The sequence below is a fragment of the Pseudomonas sp. KH_040 genome (assembly GCF_057839305.1).
In genome coordinates this window covers 5452590-5471033 of sequence record NZ_CM174487.1, presented here as the reverse complement: position 1 = coordinate 5471033, position 18444 = coordinate 5452590, and the positions used below count along the sequence as shown (strand labels likewise).

Annotated in this window: 15 protein-coding genes; 11 read left to right on the top strand and 4 right to left on the bottom strand. The window is 59.8% G+C overall.

The genetic code is table 11. The features are described 5' to 3' along the window. Positions 1–2: 2 nt before the first annotated feature. The 7 genes from ispG to AC3IUF_RS24190 all read left to right on the top strand — a co-directional run bounded on the left by ispG (position 3) and on the right by AC3IUF_RS24190 (position 8035). Positions 3–1112 (top strand): flavodoxin-dependent (E)-4-hydroxy-3-methylbut-2-enyl-diphosphate synthase, encoded by a 1110-nt coding sequence (ispG, locus tag AC3IUF_RS24220; protein WP_003227888.1) that lies wholly within the window; start codon positions 3–5, stop codon positions 1110–1112. A gap of 37 nt (positions 1113–1149) precedes the next feature. After that, entirely contained in the window at positions 1150–2439 is a 1290-nt protein-coding gene (hisS, locus tag AC3IUF_RS24215; RefSeq protein WP_007916867.1) for a histidine--tRNA ligase, read from the top strand. A gap of 41 nt (positions 2440–2480) precedes the next feature. Further along, positions 2481–3122: a YfgM family protein gene (locus tag AC3IUF_RS24210; protein ID WP_007916865.1), complete on the top strand. Its 642-nt coding sequence runs from the start codon at positions 2481–2483 to the stop codon at positions 3120–3122. Beyond that, entirely contained in the window at positions 3115–4266 is a 1152-nt protein-coding gene (gene bamB, locus AC3IUF_RS24205) for an outer membrane protein assembly factor BamB (protein WP_038362973.1), read from the top strand. The genes AC3IUF_RS24210 and bamB overlap by 8 nt, the downstream gene beginning before the upstream one ends. Before the next feature lie 136 nt (positions 4267–4402). After that, on the top strand, positions 4403–5872 hold the full coding sequence (gene der / locus AC3IUF_RS24200) for a ribosome biogenesis GTPase Der (RefSeq protein WP_007950048.1): 1470 nt from the start codon (positions 4403–4405) through the stop codon (positions 5870–5872). A 235-nt stretch (positions 5873–6107) separates the two neighbouring features. Then, positions 6108–7256, top strand: coding sequence for a pyridoxal phosphate-dependent aminotransferase (locus tag AC3IUF_RS24195; protein WP_095112382.1), 1149 nt, complete (start codon positions 6108–6110; stop codon positions 7254–7256). Further along, entirely contained in the window at positions 7244–8035 is a 792-nt protein-coding gene (locus AC3IUF_RS24190) for an amidohydrolase (RefSeq protein ID WP_489279523.1), read from the top strand. Before AC3IUF_RS24195 ends, AC3IUF_RS24190 begins: the two co-directional genes overlap by 13 nt. Positions 8036–8179: 144 nt before the next feature. Here the strand turns inward: AC3IUF_RS24190 and leuA are convergent, their stop codons facing one another. The 4 genes from leuA to AC3IUF_RS24170 form a co-directional block, all read right to left on the bottom strand. Next, entirely contained in the window at positions 8180–9859 is a 1680-nt protein-coding gene (leuA, locus tag AC3IUF_RS24185) for a 2-isopropylmalate synthase (RefSeq protein WP_007916856.1), read from the bottom strand. A 464-nt stretch (positions 9860–10323) separates the two neighbouring features. After that, entirely contained in the window at positions 10324–11145 is an 822-nt protein-coding gene (locus AC3IUF_RS24180; protein WP_007916854.1) for a M23 family metallopeptidase, read from the bottom strand. Between the two features lie 3 nt (positions 11146–11148). Beyond that, complete coding sequence (gene xseA / locus AC3IUF_RS24175; protein ID WP_042704978.1) at positions 11149–12528, bottom strand: exodeoxyribonuclease VII large subunit; 1380 nt, start codon at positions 12526–12528, stop codon at positions 11149–11151. A 132-nt stretch (positions 12529–12660) separates the two neighbouring features. Next, positions 12661–13548: a LysR family transcriptional regulator gene (locus tag AC3IUF_RS24170; RefSeq protein ID WP_463543640.1), complete on the bottom strand. Its 888-nt coding sequence runs from the start codon at positions 13546–13548 to the stop codon at positions 12661–12663. A gap of 100 nt (positions 13549–13648) precedes the next feature. Here AC3IUF_RS24170 and AC3IUF_RS24165 point away from each other — a divergent pair, with 100 nt between their 5' ends. The 4 genes from AC3IUF_RS24165 (at position 13649) to guaA (ending at position 18413) form a co-directional block, all read left to right on the top strand. Continuing rightward, positions 13649–14416 (top strand): sulfite exporter TauE/SafE family protein, encoded by a 768-nt coding sequence (locus tag AC3IUF_RS24165; RefSeq protein ID WP_007916850.1) that lies wholly within the window; start codon positions 13649–13651, stop codon positions 14414–14416. 184 nt (positions 14417–14600) lie between these two features. Continuing rightward, positions 14601–15149: a sugar ABC transporter ATPase gene (locus AC3IUF_RS24160; protein WP_038363001.1), complete on the top strand. Its 549-nt coding sequence runs from the start codon at positions 14601–14603 to the stop codon at positions 15147–15149. Between the two features lie 117 nt (positions 15150–15266). Then, positions 15267–16736 carry an IMP dehydrogenase gene (guaB, locus tag AC3IUF_RS24155; protein WP_007916845.1) on the top strand — a complete coding sequence of 490 codons (1470 nt, stop codon included), beginning with the start codon at positions 15267–15269 and terminating at the stop codon, positions 16734–16736. Between the two features lie 99 nt (positions 16737–16835). Then, positions 16836–18413, top strand: coding sequence for a glutamine-hydrolyzing GMP synthase (guaA, locus tag AC3IUF_RS24150; RefSeq protein WP_064118940.1), 1578 nt, complete (start codon positions 16836–16838; stop codon positions 18411–18413). The last annotated feature ends 31 nt before the right edge of the window (positions 18414–18444 follow it).

Sequence of the window (18444 nt, the reverse complement as noted above, 5' to 3'; positions counted from 1 at the left end):
TCATGCACGGCGAATCTCCAATCAAACGTCGCGTTTCGCGCAAGATCTGGGTCGGCAACGTACCGGTGGGCGGCGACGCGCCGATCGCGGTGCAGAGCATGACCAACAGCGACACCAATGACGTCGCCGCCACTGTTGCGCAAATCAACCGTCTGGAAGCTGCTGGCGTCGACATCGTCCGCGTCTCGGTGCCGGACATGGACGCCGCCGAGGCGTTCGGCAAGATCAAGCAACTGGTCAAAGTGCCGCTGGTTGCCGACATCCACTTCGATTACAAGATCGCCTTGCGCGTAGCCGAGTTGGGCGTGGACTGCCTGCGCATCAACCCGGGCAACATCGGTCGTGAAGACCGTGTTCGCGCGGTCGTCGATGCAGCGCGTGATCGCGGCATTCCGATCCGCATCGGCGTCAACGCCGGTTCCCTGGAAAAAGACCTGCAAAAGAAATACGGCGAGCCGACCCCGGCTGCGCTGGTCGAATCTGCTTTGCGTCACGTTGAACACCTCGAACGCCTGAATTTCCAGGACTTCAAGGTCAGCGTGAAAGCCTCCGACGTGTTCATGGCCGTCGAAGCCTACCGCTTGCTGGCGAAAGAAATCGTTCAACCGCTGCACCTGGGCATCACCGAAGCCGGTGGATTGCGTTCGGGCACAGTGAAATCCGCCGTGGGCCTAGGTATGCTGCTCGCCGAGGGGATTGGCGATACTATCCGCATCTCGCTGGCGGCCGACCCGGTCGAGGAAGTGAAGGTCGGTTACGACATTCTCAAGTCTTTGCATCTGCGTTCCCGTGGCATCAACTTCATCGCCTGCCCGAGCTGCTCGCGGCAGAACTTCGATGTGGTGAAAACCATGAACGAGCTGGAAGGGCGTCTTGAAGACCTGCTGGTGCCGCTGGATGTCGCGGTGATCGGTTGTGTGGTCAACGGCCCCGGCGAAGCCAAGGAAGCCCATATCGGCTTGACCGGCGGCACGCCAAACCTGATTTACATCGACGGCAAGCCGTCGCAGAAACTGACGAATGACAATCTGGTGGACGAGCTGGAAAAGCTGATCCGCCAGAAAGCGGCCGAAAAGGTCGAAGCTGACGCTGCGGTTATTGCGCGCGGCTGAGCCTGACTGAAGCGCCGAACGAATTTAAGGATTTAAAGTGAGCAAGTCTCTGCAAGCCATTCGTGGCATGAACGACATCCTGCCCGAACAGACCCCGCTGTGGCGTTATTTCGAGGGCACTGTTGCGCGTCTGCTGGATAACTACGGTTACAAGCAGATCCGCATGCCGATCGTCGAGTTCACCGAGCTGTTCAAGCGCTCGATCGGTGAAGTGACCGATATCGTCGAAAAAGAGATGTACACCTTCGAAGACCGCAACGGCGACTCTCTGACCTTGCGTCCGGAAGGCACCGCTGCATGCGTGCGTGCAGTGCTTGAGCACGGCATCACCGGCGGTGGCCAGGTGCAGAAACTCTGGTACATCGGCCCGATGTTCCGCCACGAGCGTCCGCAGAAAGGTCGTTATCGCCAGTTCCACCAGATCGGCCTGGAGGTGTTCAACCTCGACGGTCCGGACATCGACGCCGAGCTGATCATCATGACCTGGCGCCTGTGGGGCGAGCTGGGTATTCGTGATGCGGTCAAACTCGAACTCAACAGTCTGGGCACCAGCGAGTCCCGTGGGCGTTATCGTGAAGCGCTGGTCGAGTACCTCTCGGCGCATCATGACAAGCTCGATGAAGACAGCCAGCGTCGCCTGAAAACCAACCCGCTGCGCGTGCTCGACACGAAAAATGCCGACACTCAAGCGGTACTGGTCGATGCGCCGAAGATGGCCGACTACCTCGATGACGAATCCCGTACGCACTTCGAAGGTTTGAAAGCGCGTCTGGATGCTGTCGGCATTCCATATGTGCTCAACCCGAAGCTGGTGCGTGGCCTCGACTACTACAGCAAAACCGTTTTCGAATGGGTCACCGACAAGCTCGGCGCCCAGGGCACTGTCTGCGCTGGCGGCCGTTACGACGGGCTGGTCGAGCAGATGGGCGGCAAGCCGACCACCGGCGTTGGTTTCGCCATGGGCATCGAGCGTCTGGTGCTGATGCTGGAAACCCTGGAGCAGATCCCGGAAGAAATCTCCCGTCAGGTTGATGTCTATCTGTGTGCCTTCGGTGAAGAAGCCGAGCTGGCTGGTCTGGCTCTGGCTGAACGTGTTCGCGATCAACTTCCAAACCTGCGTCTGCAAGTCAATGCCGGCGCTGGCAGCTTCAAAAGCCAATTCAAGAAGGCCGACAAGAGCGGTGCGCTGTACGCACTGATCCTCGGTGACGACGAAATGGCCCAGCAAGTGGTAGGTTTCAAACCCCTGCGTGGCCAGGGCGAACAACAAAGCATTGCCTGGGATGCGCTCGCCGCTCACCTGGCCACCTGCGTCGTGCAGGGTTGAAGCTGTCCAAACAGCCGATTTAGCGATTAAGGAGTATTGGGGTGTCGAGTACCGAAGACGAACAGTTGGCGGATTTGAAGGACTGGTGGACACGCAACGGCAAACCTCTGGTCACCGGCGGCCTGTTGGCGCTGGTCATCGTGTTCGGCTGGCAGGCTTATCACAAGTATCAGAGCAACCAGTCGCAAGGCGCCTCGGTGCTCTATCAGCAACTGCTGGAAACCACGCTGACGCCTGACGGCAAGCCTGATGCCGCCCGCGTTGCGGACCTGGCCGGTAAGCTCAACAGCGAATTCGGCGGTTCTGCCTACGCGCAGTACGGCAGCCTGTTCGTCGCCAAAGTGGCGGTCGACAGCGGCAAGCTGGACGACGCCGCGACCGAACTGAAAGCCATCGTCGACAAACCGGCCAACCCGGCGCTGGGCGAGATCGCCCGTCAGCGTCTGGCGCAGGTACTCGGCGCGCAAAACAAGGCTGAAGACGGCCTGAAACTGCTCGACGGCGATGCCGACAAAGCATTCCTGGCCACTCGCGAAGAACTCAAGGGCGACCTGCTGGTGCAGCTGGGCCGCACCGATGACGCGAACAAGGCGTATCAAAAAGCCAAGGCGGCACTGTCGGATGAAGCGGCGGTCGGTGGCCTTCAAATCAAGCTCGACGACCTGGCCAAAGGGGATGCGTGACGTGATCCGTTGGAAGCATGCAGCATTGCTGGCTCTGGCCCTTCTGGCCGCGGGTTGCAGCAGCAACAGCAAAAAAGAATTGCCACCGGCTGAACTGACCGACTTCAAAGAAGAAGTGGTCCTGCACAAGCAGTGGAGTCGTTCGATCGGTGACGGTCAGGGCGAAACCTACAACATGCTGGTGCCGGCGATCGACGGTGACACCATCTACGCCGCCGATGTAACTGGCGTGGTGATGGCCATGGATCGCGGCAATGGCGATGTGAAGTGGAAGCAGGATCTTGAGCTGCCCGTCTCCGGCGCCGTGGGCGTGGGTTACGGTCTGGTTCTGATCGGTACGCTGCGCGGCGAAGTCGTTGCTCTGGACACCAGCAACGGTGAAGAGAAGTGGCGTGCTCGCGTCAACAGCGAGGTTCTCGCGCCGCCGGCCAACAATGGCGACGTCGTGGTCGTGCAGACTCAGGACGATCGTCTGATCGGTCTGGATGCATCGACCGGTACTCAGCGCTGGGTGTATGACAGCACGCCGGCCGTACTGACCCTGCGTGGCACCAGTGCTCCGCTGGTCACCAACCGCCTCGCGGTGGCTGGCCTGTCGACCGGTAAAGTGGTCGCTCTGGACATTTCCAACGGCGTGCCGGTCTGGGAACAACGCATTGCGATTCCACAAGGTCGTTCGGAGCTGGAGCGCGTAGTCGACATCGACGGCGGTCTGCTGCTGTCCGGCGGTACGCTGTACGTTGCCAGCTACCAGGGTCGCGTGGCGGCACTGGACCTGGAAAGCGGTCGTCAACTCTGGCAGCGCGATGCGTCGAGCTACGCCGGTATCGCTCAGGGTTTCGGCAGCGTTTACGTAAGCCTGTCCTCGGGCACCGTTGAAGGCGTCGACGAACGTTCGACCACAGCATTGTGGAGCAACGATTCGCTGGCCCGCCGTCAACTGTCGGCTCCGGAAGTGTTCTCCAGCTATGTTGCAGTGGGTGACCTGGAAGGTTATCTGCACCTGCTGAGTCAGGTTGACGGTCGTTTCGTCGGCCGCGAGCGCATCGACAGCGACGGCCTGCGTGCCCGTCCGCTGGTGGTGGGTGACACGATTTATGTATATGGCAACAGCGGCAAACTGGAAGCCCTGACCATCAAGTAACAACTATGCTTGGGGTTAAACCCCCAGGCGGCCCCGGATTCATGGGGCTTGCAGCGCTAACAGGCGTTGCCCCGAGCACCAGCCGCTGCCTCGCAGCGGCTTTTGTATTTTCTGAAATAACGAAGTGGAGAGCCGCATGGTTCCCGTAATCGCCCTGGTGGGCCGACCGAACGTCGGCAAGTCCACCTTGTTCAACCGCCTGACCAGGACTCGTGACGCCATCGTCGGCGACTTGTCCGGTCTGACCCGTGATCGCCAGTACGGTGAGGCCAAGTGGCAAGGGCGTTCCTACATTCTGGTCGACACCGGCGGTATCTCCGGTGACGAGCACGGTATGGACGAAAAAATGGCCGAGCAGTCGCTGCTGGCCATTGAAGAAGCAGACGTTGTGCTGTTCCTGGTAGATGCCAAGGCCGGCTTCACCGCCGCCGACCAGATGATCGCCGAACACCTGCGCAAACGTAACAAGCGTTCCTACGTGGTTGCCAACAAGGTCGACAACATCGACCCGGAAATGGCCCGCGCTGAATTCGCTCCGCTGGGTATGGGCCACGCGATCCCGATCGCCGGTGCTCACGGCCGTGGCATCACCCAGATGCTGGAAATCGCCCTGGGTGATTTCCCGAGAGACGAAGAAGAGCCGGAAGAAGGCGAGGAAGAGATCGTTGCCGAAGGCGAGGAAGCCAAGCGCATTCCTGGCCCAAGCGAAAAAGACGGGATCAAGATCGCCATCATCGGTCGTCCGAACGTCGGCAAGTCGACCTTGGTCAACCGCATGCTCGGTGAAGACCGGGTTATCGTTTATGACCAGCCCGGCACCACGCGTGACAGTATCTACATTCCGTTCGAGCGCAATGAAGAGAAGTACACGCTGATCGACACCGCTGGTGTGCGCAAGCGCGGCAAGATCCACGAAGAAGTCGAAAAATTCTCCGTGGTCAAAACCCTGCAAGCGATCAAAGACGCCAACGTAGTGATCTTCGTGATGGACGCCCGCGAAGGTGTGGTCGATCACGACCTCAACCTGCTCGGTTTTGCCATCGAATCGGGTCGCGCGCTGGTGATCGCGATCAACAAGTGGGACGGCATGACGCCGAGCGAGCGCGACTACGTCAAGGTCGAGCTGCAGCGTCGTCTGTTCTTTGTTGACTACGCCGACATCCACTTCATCTCGGCCCTGCACGGCACTGGCGTGGGCAACCTCTACGCTTCGGTGCAGAACTCGTTCAAGTCGGCGGTCACCCGCTGGCCGACCAACCGTCTGACCCAGATTCTCGAAGACGCGGTTGGCGAGCACGCGCCGCCGATGGTCAACAACCGCCGGATCAAGCTGCGTTACGCTCACTTGGGTGGTGCGAACCCGCCGATCATCGTGATCCACGGTAACCAGATCGAGAAAGTGCCGAAGTCGTATGTGCGTTATCTCGAGAACACCTACCGTCGTGTGCTGAAGCTGGTCGGTACGCCGATCCGCATCGAGTTCAAGGGCGGCGAGAACCCGTACGAAGGCAACAAGACCACGCTGACCGACCGCCAGGTCAACAAGAAGCGTCGCTTGATGTCGCACCACAAAAAAGCTGACAAGAAGCGCCGCGACAAGAAATAAGGTCGCTGGCTGTTGATCGTTCCCATGCTTCGCGTGGGAATGTATTCCGTGACGCTCTGCGTCACATAAGCGGCGGACGCAGAGCGTCCAAGGCTGCATTCCCACGCAGAGCGTGGGAACGATCAACGTGAGAGAAGGGTGCCATCCGGCGCCCTTTTTTTATGGGCGCCGGATGGGCTATCCTCGGGCTCTCCCGCGCCGTCGTCAGAGCCGGGTGTTGAGCAGGGAACCCCCGATGATCACCAGTAAGCTGCCGAATGTCGGCATCACGATTTTCACGCAGATGTCTCAGCTCGCCGCGCAAACCGGCGCGATCAACCTGTCTCAGGGTTTTCCTGATTTTGACGGCCCGCAGGCGTTGCGTGATGCGGTCGGTCGACACATCGCCAGTGGTCACAACCAGTATTCGCCGATGACTGGCCTGCCGGCGCTGCGCGAGCAGATTGCGGCGAAAATCGCTCGCAGCTATGGCGTGCAGGTCAATGCCGACAGCGAAGTGACCGTGACACCGGGCGCGACCCAGGCGATCTTCTGTGCGATTCAGGCGGTTATCCACAGCGGCGACGAAGTCATCGTGTTCGATCCGTGCTACGACAGCTACGAGCCGGCCACAGAGTTGGCGGGCGGTCGTTGCGTGCATGTGCAGTTGAACCCGGACGACTTCTCTATCGATTTCGACAAACTTGCAGCGGCCCTGAGCCCGCGCACGAAAATGATCGTCATCAACACCCCGCACAACCCGAGCGGCGCATTGATCAGCCGTGCCGAGCTGGATCAACTGGCGGCATTGATCCGTGGTCGCGACATTTATCTGATCAGCGACGAAGTCTACGAACACCTGGTATTTGACGGCGTACCCCACGTTAGCGTGCTCGCCCATGAAGAGTTGTATCAACGCGCCTTCGTGGTCAGTTCGTTCGGCAAGACCTACCACGTCACTGGCTGGAAAACCGGTTACGTCGTCGCGCCGCCAGCGCTGACGGCCGAGCTGCGCAAGGTGCACCAGTACGTCAGTTTCTGCGGCGTTACGCCGTTGCAATACGCGCTAGCCGATTACATGGCTGAACACCCGGAGCACGTCGAAGAGTTGCCGGGTTTCTATCAGGCCAAGCGCGATCTGTTCTGCGATCTGCTGGCGCCGTCGCGCTTCAGTTTTACCCGAGTCACCGGCACCTATTTTCAACTGGTCGATTATTCGCAGATTCGCCCCGACCTGAACGACGTCGAGATGGCCATGTGGATGACCCGCGAGCACGGCGTGGCGAGTATTCCGGTGTCGGTCTTCTATCAGAATCCACCCGAAGGCCAGCGCCTGGTGCGTCTGTGCTTCGCCAAACGCGAGGAGACGCTGCGTGAAGCGGCGGCGAAACTATGCGTGATCTGAGTGCGTTACCCGATCTCAACCTGGCGCTGATCCAGACCAGCCTGGCCTGGCATGACCGCCAGGCCAACCTCGAGCATTTCGAGCTGTTGCTGGAGCAGGCGCGCGGGGCGGATCTGATCATCCTGCCGGAAATGTTCACCACCGGATTCTCCATGGAATCCGAAACCCTCGCGGAAGCTGAGAACGGCCCGACCAGCAAATGGCTGCGGGTTCAGGCGGCGAAGCTTAATGCAGTCATTACCGGCAGCGTGATCATTCAGGCCGGCGACGGCAGCCATCGCAATCGCCTGCTGTGGGCGCGGCCGGACGGTGAAGTGCTGCATTACGACAAACGTCACCTGTTCCGCATGGCCGGCGAGCACAACCATTACACCCCTGGCGAACGTCAGGTGCAGTTCGAACTCAAGGGCTGGCGTATCCGTCCGCTGATTTGTTACGACCTGCGCTTTCCGGTGTGGAGCCGCGATGCGCAGGACACTGATCTATTGCTGTACACCGCCAACTGGCCGGGGGCGCGACGGTTGCACTGGAACCGACTGTTGCCTGCTCGGGCGATCGAGAACCTCTGCTATGTGGTGGCGGTGAACCGCGTTGGCACCGACGGCAAGGGCTTCGCGTATACCGGAGACAGTCAGGTGCTGGATTTCCAGGGGGAAACCTTGCTGGCGGCGGGGGAGGCGGATGGTGTGTTCAAGGCTGTGCTGGAAGCGGCTCCGCTCGCGGCGTATCGCGAGCGTTTCCCGGCGAATCTGGATGCCGACACCTTCGAGTTCACCTGAAAAGCAAAAGATCGCAGCCTTCGGCAGCTCCTACATGGCGTACGACATCACAATGTAGGAGCTGCCGAAGGCTGCGATCTTTTGCTCTTCAACAAAAAGGCCCCGGAGTTCGCACTCCGGGGCCTTTTGCATTTCAGCGGTCAATTACGCCGCTTTCGCCTCAGGCTGGCTCAGCGAACGGTTCAGCGCGCTGAACAGCGCCTTGAAGCTGGCCGTGGTGATGTTTTCATCGATACCCACGCCGTGCACTGCACGTTCGCCGTTCACACGCAGTTCGATGTACGCCGCTGCCTTGGCGTTGGTGCCCGCGCCGATGGCGTGCTCGTTGTAGTCCATGATCTCCACCGGAATCGGCAGGCCGGCGACCAGTGCTTCCAGCGCACCGTTGCCTTTGCCGCGCCAGTGCAGGTTGGTTTCGCCCTGACCTTTGCTGGCCACTTCCACTTCGACGGCGCTGTTGCCGTTTTCTTCCTGCAGGCGATGGCTGACCAGCGCGTAAGGGGTGTTGGCTTGCAGGTATTCGCTGATCAACAGCGAGTGGATCTGCTTGGCGGTCATCTCCAGACCGAGACGGTCGGTTTCACGCTGCACGACCTGGCTGAATTCGATCTGCATGCGACGTGGCAGGCTGATGCCGTATTCCTGCTCCAGCAAGTAGGCGATGCCCCCCTTGCCCGATTGGCTGTTGACGCGAATCACTGCCTCGTAGCTGCGACCGATATCGGCCGGGTCGATCGGCAAGTACGGGACTTCCCAAAGCGCGTCTGGTTTCTGCTGGGAGAAGCCCTTGCGGATCGCATCCTGGTGCGAGCCGGAGAACGCGGTGTGCACCAGGTCGCCAACGTACGGGTGACGCGGGTGAACCTGAATCTGGTTGCACTCCTCGACCACTTTGCGCACGCCGTCGATGTCGGAGAAGTCCAGCTGCGGGTCGAGACCCTGGGTGTACATGTTCAGTGCGACGGTGACGAGGTCGACGTTACCGGTACGCTCGCCGTTGCCGAACAGGCAGCCTTCGACGCGATCGGCGCCGGCCATCAGGCCCAGTTCGGTAGCCGCAACGCCAGTGCCACGGTCGTTGTGGGTGTGCAGGCTGATGATCACGCTGTCACGACGGTTGATGTTGCGGCCGAACCACTCGATCTGGTCGGCATAGACGTTCGGGGTTGCGCACTCAACGGTGGCGGGCAGGTTGAGGATCATCTTGTGCTCAGGCGTCGGGTTCCACACCTCGATCACCGCGTCACAGACTTCCTTGGCGAATTCCAGCTCGGTGGCGCTGAAAGTTTCCGGCGAGTATTCGAAGGTCCACTCGGTGTCCGGCTGCATCGCCGCGTATTTGACGAACAGCTTGGCCGCGTTCACCGCGATGGCCTTGATGCCGTCCTTGTCCTGGTTGAAGACGATGCGACGGAAAGAAGGTGAAGTGGCGTTGTAAAGGTGAACGATGGCTTTCTTCGCGCCGCGCAGCGATTCGAAGGTGCGCTCGATCAAGTCTTCACGGCCCTGGGTCAGCACCTGAATGGTGGTGTCGTCCGGGATGTGGCCTTCTTCGATCAGGGTACGCACGAAGTCGAAGTCGGTTTGCGAAGCGGCCGGGAACGACGCTTCGATTTCCTTCACGCCGACTTGCACGAGGGTTTTCCAGAAGCGCAGCTTCTTCACCGCGTCCATCGGTTCGATCAGCGACTGGTTGCCGTCGCGCAGGTCGGAGCTGCACCAGATCGGCGCGGTGTCGATGGTTTTCGACGGCCAGGTGCGATCTGGCAGGTTGATGACAGGAAACGCGCGGTATTTCGAAGACGGATCTTTGAGCATGCTCATCGGGAAATTCCTTATTGTCTGGGCCGAAAAGAGGCGGCCTGCCGGTGTTACGAATGTTCTGGGAAAAGCGTGGGACGAGACGCAGCGATTCAGCCTGGCAGTCGTGCGCTGACAAGGCACAGGCTGCGGTGCTGGCGAAGCTGAATGAGGGTGTGAGAGGTTTTCATGCCTTCAACCCTAACCGCGAGGGGAGAGGATGGCAAGCAGTCGGAAAAAATTGAGAGGAATACTCGGAAAGAGAGTTTTGGCGGGATTTTATTGCGCTGGAGATCGCTGATCGTTGTGATATTTGCGCGAGGTTTGATTGGGGCGCAATCGGGGGTGATGGGGTCTCAGGGGTGTTTGAATACAGCATAAGCCGCCATCGCGAGCAGGCTCACTCCTACAGTTGATCGTGTTCACAACACCAGTCCAATGTAGGAGTGAGCCTGCTCGCGATGAGGCCTTAAGCTTCGCTCTATTTTTTAAGGTTGAAACGCACCAATGAAAATCGCCGGATCCACCCGCGCATCATTCAGGCTGACATTCCAGTGCATGTGCGGCCCGGTCGCGCGGCCGGTCATGCCAACTTTGCCCACCACAGCGCCCCGCGCCAATTGATCGCCAACCTTCACATCAATCTTCGACATGTGGCAGAACATGCTGATAAAGCCTTGCCCATGGTCGACAAACACTGTGTTGCCGTTGAAGAAGTAATTGCCGGTGAGGATCACCTTGCCCGCCGCCGGGGTCTTGATCGGCGTGCCCGCCGGCACCGCGAAGTCGAGGCCGGCATGCGGATTGCGCTCTTCACCATTGAAGAAACGACGCACGCCAAACTTGCTCGACAGCGGCCCGTTGACCGGTTTGTCCAGCAACAGATTGCTCGGCGTGTTCGGGCTGAAGCTGCGGTAGGCCTTGATCTGCTCGGCCAGTTCACCTTCGATACGCTTGAGGTTCGACTGGTCCGGATTGACTTGCTGCTTGTTCTTCAGGGTGATGCGCTGTTCCGGGTATTTCTTGTTGCCCACGGTGAACGGCAGATTGCGCCCGCCGCTGCTGATCTGTTGCGCGCCCGGCTTCACAGTCAACGGCACGCCGACAATCGCCAGCCAGTTGTTCTGCTCTTTCACCACCAGCACCGGTTTGCCTTGATACGTGGCTTTCGGTGCCTGCGCGGCTGAGCCGAGATCAACCACTGCCACGCCACCCGGCACCGGTTTGTTCAGCAGCCGGGTGATGTAACTGTCAGCGTGGGCATTGAAAGTCAGGCAGAGCAGAAACAGTGGAGCCAGAAAACGCGACATTGATCAGTCCAGTAAAGAGAGGGTGACAGGCGTCAGGTGATTGTCCTCGACGCGCACTTGCAGTTCGCCTTCGCCGAGTTTGGCTTTGAGACGCTGGCCGGTGTGGGTTTGCGCGGCGTTGCGGATCGCCTGGCCGCGCTCATCCAGCAGAATGCTGTAACCACGCCCGAGCGTTGCCAGCGGGCTGACCACATGCAGCGTCTGCATTTGGCTGTGCAGTTGCAGGCGACGGTTTTTCAGGCCTTCGCGCATGGCCCGGGGCAGACGTTCGGCGAGGCTGTCGAGGCGCTGACGCAACATCGCCAGTTGCCGTCCCGGATGTTGCCCGGCGAGGCGGGTTTCCAGGCGGATCAAGCGTTCGCGGCGAGTGTTGAGATGACGCTCGAAAGCGCGGCGCATGCGCATGTCCAGATCATCCAGACGCTGAGCCTGCTGGCGCAGACGTTCGCCGGGATGACGCAAGCGACGGGCCATACCTTCCAGGCGCAGGCGATCACGCATCAAGCGATCGCGCATACGCATCACCAAGCGGCGATGCAGGCTTTCGACCTGACGGATCAAGTGACTGGAATCGGGCGCGAGCAACTCAGCGGCGGCGGACGGCGTCGGTGCGCGCACGTCAGCGACAAAGTCACTGATCGACACATCGGTTTCGTGACCGACGGCGCTGACAATTGGCGTCACGCAGGCATCGACGGCGCGGGCCACGGCTTCTTCGTTGAAGCACCAGAGGTCCTCCAACGAGCCGCCGCCACGGGCGAGGATCAGCGCGTCGAAGCCACGGGCATCGGCCATTTTCAACGCACGGACGATTTGCGCGGTAGCTTCGCGGCCCTGTACGGCAGTCGGAATCAGCGTCAGTTGCACCTGCGGCGCACGCCGGCGGAACACGCTGATGATGTCGCGAATCACCGCGCCAGTGGGTGAACTGATGATACCGATGCGCTGCGGATGCGCCGGCAGCGGCACTTTGCGTTCGGCACTGAACAGACCTTCGGCGCTGAGCTTTTCCTTCAACGCATCGAAAGCCAGGCGCAGCGCGCCGTCACCGGCCGGTTCGACGGTGTCGAGGATCAGTTGATAGTCGCCACGGCCTTCAAACAACGAAACCTTGCCACGCACCTTCACCGCCAGGCCGTCCTTCAATGCCTGACGCACTCGCGCGGCGTTCTGCCGGAACAGCGCGCAACGCACCTGCGCGCCGCTGTCCTTGAGGGTGAAGTAGATGTGACCGGACGCCGGGCGGGCGAGGTTGGAAATTTCGCCTTCGACCCAGATGTTGCTGAACACGTCTTCGAGCAACACCCGCGCGCGGCCGTTGAGTTGGCTGACGGTCAGGACTTCACGGTCCAGGCCAAGTCTTGCAAAGGGATCTTTAATCATGGGGCGCAGTTTAAAGCTAATTTCCAATGCAATACACGATCCCCTGTAGGAGTTGCCGAAGGCTGCGATCTTTTGATCTTTCTTTTGGCGGTCAAGATCAAAAGATCGCAGCCTCGTTTCACTCATCAGCTCCTACAGGGGATTGGTGAACGCCTTGATAAAGTGTTGGATCAGCGGGGTGGGATCCTGTCGATAGGCGAGGGCGACGGTGCTGTGGCAGTCGGGATCGGCCAGTGGCAGAAAGCGTACACCGCTCGGGGCGATGTCCTGCATCGATTCCGGCAGCAGGGCGATGCCGAAACCGGCCTGGATCAACTGCAATTGCGTGGTCTTGCGCGACATCACCCGCGCCGCTTTCGGGAAGAAACCCTGACGCATACACAGGTCGGCACACAGGTAACTCAAGCCACCGCGTTGCGGGTGCGGAATGGAGATGAACGCTTCGTCCTTCAGTTGTGCCAAATCGACACGTTCAGCGTCGGCCAATCGATGATCCATCGGTACCGCCAGCAGCAACCGTTCAGTAAACAGCGGGACAATCTGAATACCTTCGCGCTGGCGCAACACGGGCAGGCGCAGCAGGCCGATATCGAGGCGTCCTTCGGCCAACTCTTCCAGTTGCGCCTCGGAAGACAACTTGCCGATATCCAGTGACACGCCAGGCTGTTGCTGCAGATACGCACCGATTTCACCGAGCAAACGTCCGCTGATCGACACGGTGCTGGAGTGGCTGAGGCGCAATGTGCCGAGCTGACCGTTACCGACTTCAGTGGCCATGGCACTGGCCTTGCTCAACTCATTGAGCAGATTTCTGGCGCGCGGCAAAAACGCCTCGCCTGCCGCTGTCAGGCGAGGCTGGCGCGCGGTTCGTTCGAACAGTGGTGTTTGCAGCCGCGTCTCCATGTCCTTGATCTGCCGGCTCAGCGCCGATTGCGCAACAAACAACCGTTCGGCTGCCGAACTGAAGCTGCCGCACTCAGCGATTTCGACGAAGTAACGCAGTTGACGGGTTGAAAGCATCAGGCATGCCTTTTTGAGATGGGTGAGCGACTTTTAAGATATTAGTCGCAACCCTCGGCGCTGGCTAAAGTCATCTCAGGCTTATTAAGGAAGCAGATCAATGAGCGTGGCCGGGTTGTTGAGTGAGTGGACATGGGGCACCGGCGGCTGGGCGGTGATCGGGCTGGGGATCGCCCTGGCCTATATCGTGTTCGGCATTGCCGGGTTTGGCACGGCGCTGGTGGCGGGGCCGATTCTGATTCTGTTCATGCCGTTGTCGAAAATCGTGCCGTTGCTGGTGCTGCTGGATTTTGTTGCGGCGTTCGGCAATCTGCTGCCGTCGCGGCGGGATGTGGCCAAACCCGAGTTGCTGCGGCTGCTGCCGTGTATGGCAGTCGGTTGCACGCTGGGGGTGATTTTTCTGCTCAACCTCAAATCCGATGTATTGCTGTTGTTGATGGGGCTGTTTATCAGCGCCTATGCGATTTACAGCTTGTGGGTGAAGGCGCGGCCAACGCAATTGTCGGCGGCATGGGCGGTGCCGATGGGGACGGTGGGCGGGTTGTTTGGGGCGCTGTTTGGCAGTGGCGGGTTTCTTTATGCGATCTATCTGAATAGTCGGCTGCCGAAGGATGCGGCGCGGGCTACGCAAAGTGCGTTGATCAGTTGCAGCACGGTGGTGCGTTTGAGCCTGTTTGCTATCGCCGGTGTATATGCCGAGCTACCCTTGTTGATGCTGGCGCTGTGTCTGTTGCCGGCCATGGCGCTGGGGTTGTGGATCGGGCGGCGATTGACCATGCGCCTGTCGCGCGAGGCGTTTGTGCGATTGGTGACGTGGCTGGTGCTGGCGAGCGGGCTCGCATTGATCGGACGCTACCTCAGCACTTGACCGGATTTCGTCAGGGATTAAGCTGCCGGCCGCACTGACGCCATCGCGGGCAAGCCCGCTCCCACAGGTTTCTCTGGTGTACACAACATTTGTGACCGAACGAGATCCCTGTGGGAGCGGGCTTGCCCGCGATGGCGGCGGAGTGAGCACCGCAGAATTTCCATTTGACGTCGCAGGCTGCACCATGAATTCGCAAAGCATCATCGTCCCGAAAATCTCCACCCTGCCGGTCCACGAACCCCGGGCGCGGGCGATCGTGCGCTGGCTGGTGCGCAAGAACATCATCAAGGAAGAGCTGACCACCTGTGGCCGCACCGGTAACCGCATGGCTTACGCGATTGCCGATGGCGCCCGTGCTGTGGTCCTGCACCCGCAAGCCTTGCCATTCGGTGAGCCGATCAACGGGCTGGAGATCGTCACCAAGCGCTGCATCTACACGCCGGCCAAGGGCTTCCTCGAAGAAGCTGGTTGCGCCGAGTGCCGTCGTGAAGTCGGCGAAGCACTGTTCGAAAGCCTTGAAGACTGGTTCCCGGGCCGCACCGACAACTTCACTTGCCCGGAATGCGGGCACGAAGATGACATCAACGGTTTTCTGTTTTTGCAGGAATGCGCGTTCTCCAACCTTGGTTTCATCTTCAATAACTGGCTGGAGGCGGGCTTCAAGCAAAGCTTTATCGATGAGTTCGCCGATTGGCTCGATCAACCTGTCTCTTGGGTCAAGGTGGAGCTGTAGGGGCGGGGATTTCCCGTACATCAGCAACATTGATATTAAGCTGAGTTTTACATTGAACAGCAGGGGGTGTCTGACTATAATGGCGCGCTTCCATTTTCCCGCTCGGGAGCCCCCGCGATGCTGCGTATCAGCCAAGAAGCTCTGACATTCGACGACATTCTCTTAGTGCCTGGTTATTCCGAGGTACTTCCTAACGAAGTCAGTCTCAAGACCCGCCTTACCCGTGGCATCGAGCTGAACATTCCTCTGGTTTCTGCTGCAATGGACACCGTCACTGAAGCCCGTCTGGCAATCGCCATGGCTCAGGAAGGTGGCATCGGCATTATCCACAAGAACATGACCATCGAGCAGCAAGCTGCCGAAGTGCGTAAGGTCAAGAAGTTCGAAGCCGGCGTCGTCAAGGATCCGATCACCATCGAGGCTGATGCCACGGTTCGTGATCTGTTCGAATTGACCCGCATGCACAACATTTCCGGCGTTCCGGTTCTGCACGATGGCGACCTGGTCGGCATCGTCACTTCCCGTGACGTACGTTTCGAAAGCCGTCTGGAAGCCACCGTCCGTGAAGTGATGACGCCCAAAGAGCGTCTGGTCACGATCAAGGAAGGCGCGAGCAAGGACGAAGCACGCGAACTGCTGCACAAGCACCGCATCGAGCGCGTGCTGATCGTCGACGACAAATTCGCCCTCAAAGGCATGATGACCGTCAACGATATCGAAAAAGCCAAAGCCTACCCGCTGGCCAGCAAGGACGATCAAGGTCGTCTGCGCGTGGGCGCTGCTGTCGGTACCGGTAAAGACACCGGTGACCGCGTCGCAGCCCTGGTCAACGCTGGTGTGGACGTCGTGGTAGTCGATACCGCACACGGTCACTCCAAAGGCGTGATCGACCGTGTTCGCTGGGTCAAAGAGAACTTCCCTGAAGTGCAGGTGATCGGCGGCAACATCGCCACCGGCGCCGCTGCCAAGGCTCTGGCCGAAGCAGGCGCTGACGCAGTCAAGGTCGGTATCGGCCCTGGCTCGATCTGCACCACCCGTATCGTCGCCGGTGTCGGCGTCCCACAAATCAGTGCTATCGCCAACGTTGCCGCTGCCCTTGAAGGCACTGGCGTTCCGTTGATCGCCGACGGCGGCATCCGTTTCTCCGGTGACCTGTCCAAGGCCATCGTCGCCGGTGCTTCCTGCGTGATGATGGGCTCGATGTTCGCCGGTACTGAAGAAGCGCCGGGCGAGATCGAACTGTTCCAGGGCCGTTCGTACAAGGCGTATCGCGGCATGGGTTCGCTGGGCGCCATGTCCCAGGCTCAAGGCTCCTCCGACCGTTACTTCCAGGACTCCTCGGCAGGCGCCGAGAAACTCGTTCCGGAAGGCATCGAAGGCCGTGTTCCTTACAAAGGCACCCTGAGCGCGATCATTCACCAGTTGATGGGCGGTCTGCGTTCCTCGATGGGTTACACCGGCAGCGCCAACATCGAAGAAATGCGCACCAAGCCTGAATTCGTGCGGATCACCGGCGCTGGCATGGCCGAATCCCACGTTCACGACGTGCAGATCACCAAAGAAGCGCCAAACTACCGCGTAGGTTGAGCCTTCAAGCAATAAAGTAAGCAACCGGGGCTGTTTGATTCAGCCCCGAGTTGTTTCTGAATCACGACTGTTTCTGAACGACTTAAACGAGACTGAATCATGGCCCTCGATATTCACGCTCACCGCATCCTGATCCTCGACTTCGGTTCGCAATACACCCAACTGATTGCCCGCCGCGTGCGTGAAATCGGTGTGTACTGCGAACTGCACCCGTTCGACATGGACGAAGATGCGATCCGCGAATTCGCTCCTAAAGGCGTCATCCTCGCCGGCGGCCCCGAGTCCGTGCACGTCGCCGACAGCCCGCGTTGCCCACAGGCCGTGTTTGACCTGGGCGTACCGGTTTTCGGTATCTGCTACGGCATGCAGACCATGGCCGAGCAACTGGGCGGCAAGGTTGAAGGTTCCGAACTGCGTGAGTTCGGTTACGCCCGCGTTGACGTGGTTGGCAAGAGCCGCCTGCTCGACGGCATCGAAGACCACATCGACGCTGACGGCCTGTTCGGCCTCGACGTGTGGATGAGCCACGGTGACAAGGTCACCAAGATGCCGCAAGACTTCCACATCCTCGCCAGCACCCCAAGCTGCCCGATCGCCGGTATGTTCAACGACGACCGTGGCTACTACGGCGTGCAGTTCCACCCGGAAGTGACCCACACCAAACAGGGCGGTCGTATCCTGTCGCGCTTCGTCCTCGACATCTGCGGCTGTGAAGCCCTGTGGACGCCGTCGAAGATCGCTGAAGACGCCATCGCCAACATCCGCGCACAAGTCGGCACCGACAACGTGCTGCTGGGTCTGTCCGGCGGCGTTGACTCCTCGGTTGTTGCTGCGCTGCTGCACAAAGCCATCGGCGACCAACTGACCTGCGTCTTCGTCGACAACGGCCTGCTGCGTCTGCACGAAGGCGAGCAAGTGATGGCCATGTTCGCCGAGAACATGGGCGTCAAAGTGATCCGCGCCAACGCTGAAGAGCAGTTCCTCAACAACCTGGCCGGCGAAGCCGACCCGGAGAAGAAGCGCAAAATCATCGGTCGCACCTTCATCGACGTCTTTGATGCCCAGTCGAACAAACTGGAAAACATCAAGTACCTCGCTCAGGGCACCATCTACCCGGACGTGATCGAGTCGGCTGGCGCGAAAAGCGGCAAGGCCCACGTGATCAAGTCGCACCACAATGTGGGCGGCCTGCCGGAAGAGATGAACCTGAAACTGGTCGAGCCACTGCGCGAACTGTTCAAGGACGAAGTCCGTCGTCTGGGCCTGGAACTGGGCCTGCCGTACGACATGGTCTACCGTCACCCGTTCCCGGGCCCGGGCCTGGGCGTGCGCATCCTCGGTGAAGTGAAGAAGGAATACGCCGACCTGCTGCGTCGTGCCGACCACATCTTCATCGAAGAACTGCGCAAAGCCGACTGGTACCACAAAGTCAGCCAGGCGTTCGTGGTGTTCCAGCCAGTGAAATCGGTTGGCGTTGTTGGCGATGGCCGTCGTTACGCTTGGGTGGTTGCCCTGCGTGCCGTGGAAACCATCGACTTCATGACCGCGCGTTGGGCTCACCTGCCTTACGAACTGCTGGAAACCGTCTCCGGCCGCATCATCAATGAAATCGAAGGCATCTCCCGCGTCACTTACGACGTGTCGAGCAAGCCGCCGGCGACCATTGAGTGGGAGTGATCCCGCTGCAGGTTGATTAACGAAAAACCCT

Bases quoted from the DNA above. Each gene is read 5' to 3' on its own strand.
- ispG (WP_003227888.1), top strand. From the start codon at position 3: ATGCACGGCGAATCTCCAATCAAACGTCGCGTTTCGCGCAAGATCTGG.
- bamB (WP_038362973.1), top strand. From the start codon at position 3,115: ATGCGTGACGTGATCCGTTGGAAGCATGCAGCATTGCTGGCTCTGGCC.
- der (WP_007950048.1), top strand. From the start codon at position 4,403: ATGGTTCCCGTAATCGCCCTGGTGGGCCGACCGAACGTCGGCAAGTCC.
- AC3IUF_RS24195 (WP_095112382.1), top strand. From the start codon at position 6,108: ATGATCACCAGTAAGCTGCCGAATGTCGGCATCACGATTTTCACGCAG.
- AC3IUF_RS24190 (WP_489279523.1), top strand. From the start codon at position 7,244: ATGCGTGATCTGAGTGCGTTACCCGATCTCAACCTGGCGCTGATCCAG.
- leuA (WP_007916856.1), bottom strand. From the start codon at position 9,859: ATGAGCATGCTCAAAGATCCGTCTTCGAAATACCGCGCGTTTCCTGTC.
- AC3IUF_RS24180 (WP_007916854.1), bottom strand. From the start codon at position 11,145: ATGTCGCGTTTTCTGGCTCCACTGTTTCTGCTCTGCCTGACTTTCAAT.
- xseA (WP_042704978.1), bottom strand. From the start codon at position 12,528: ATGATTAAAGATCCCTTTGCAAGACTTGGCCTGGACCGTGAAGTCCTG.
- AC3IUF_RS24170 (WP_463543640.1), bottom strand. From the start codon at position 13,548: ATGCTTTCAACCCGTCAACTGCGTTACTTCGTCGAAATCGCTGAGTGC.
- AC3IUF_RS24165 (WP_007916850.1), top strand. From the start codon at position 13,649: ATGAGCGTGGCCGGGTTGTTGAGTGAGTGGACATGGGGCACCGGCGGC.
- AC3IUF_RS24160 (WP_038363001.1), top strand. From the start codon at position 14,601: ATGAATTCGCAAAGCATCATCGTCCCGAAAATCTCCACCCTGCCGGTC.
- guaB (WP_007916845.1), top strand. From the start codon at position 15,267: ATGCTGCGTATCAGCCAAGAAGCTCTGACATTCGACGACATTCTCTTA.
- guaA (WP_064118940.1), top strand. From the start codon at position 16,836: ATGGCCCTCGATATTCACGCTCACCGCATCCTGATCCTCGACTTCGGT.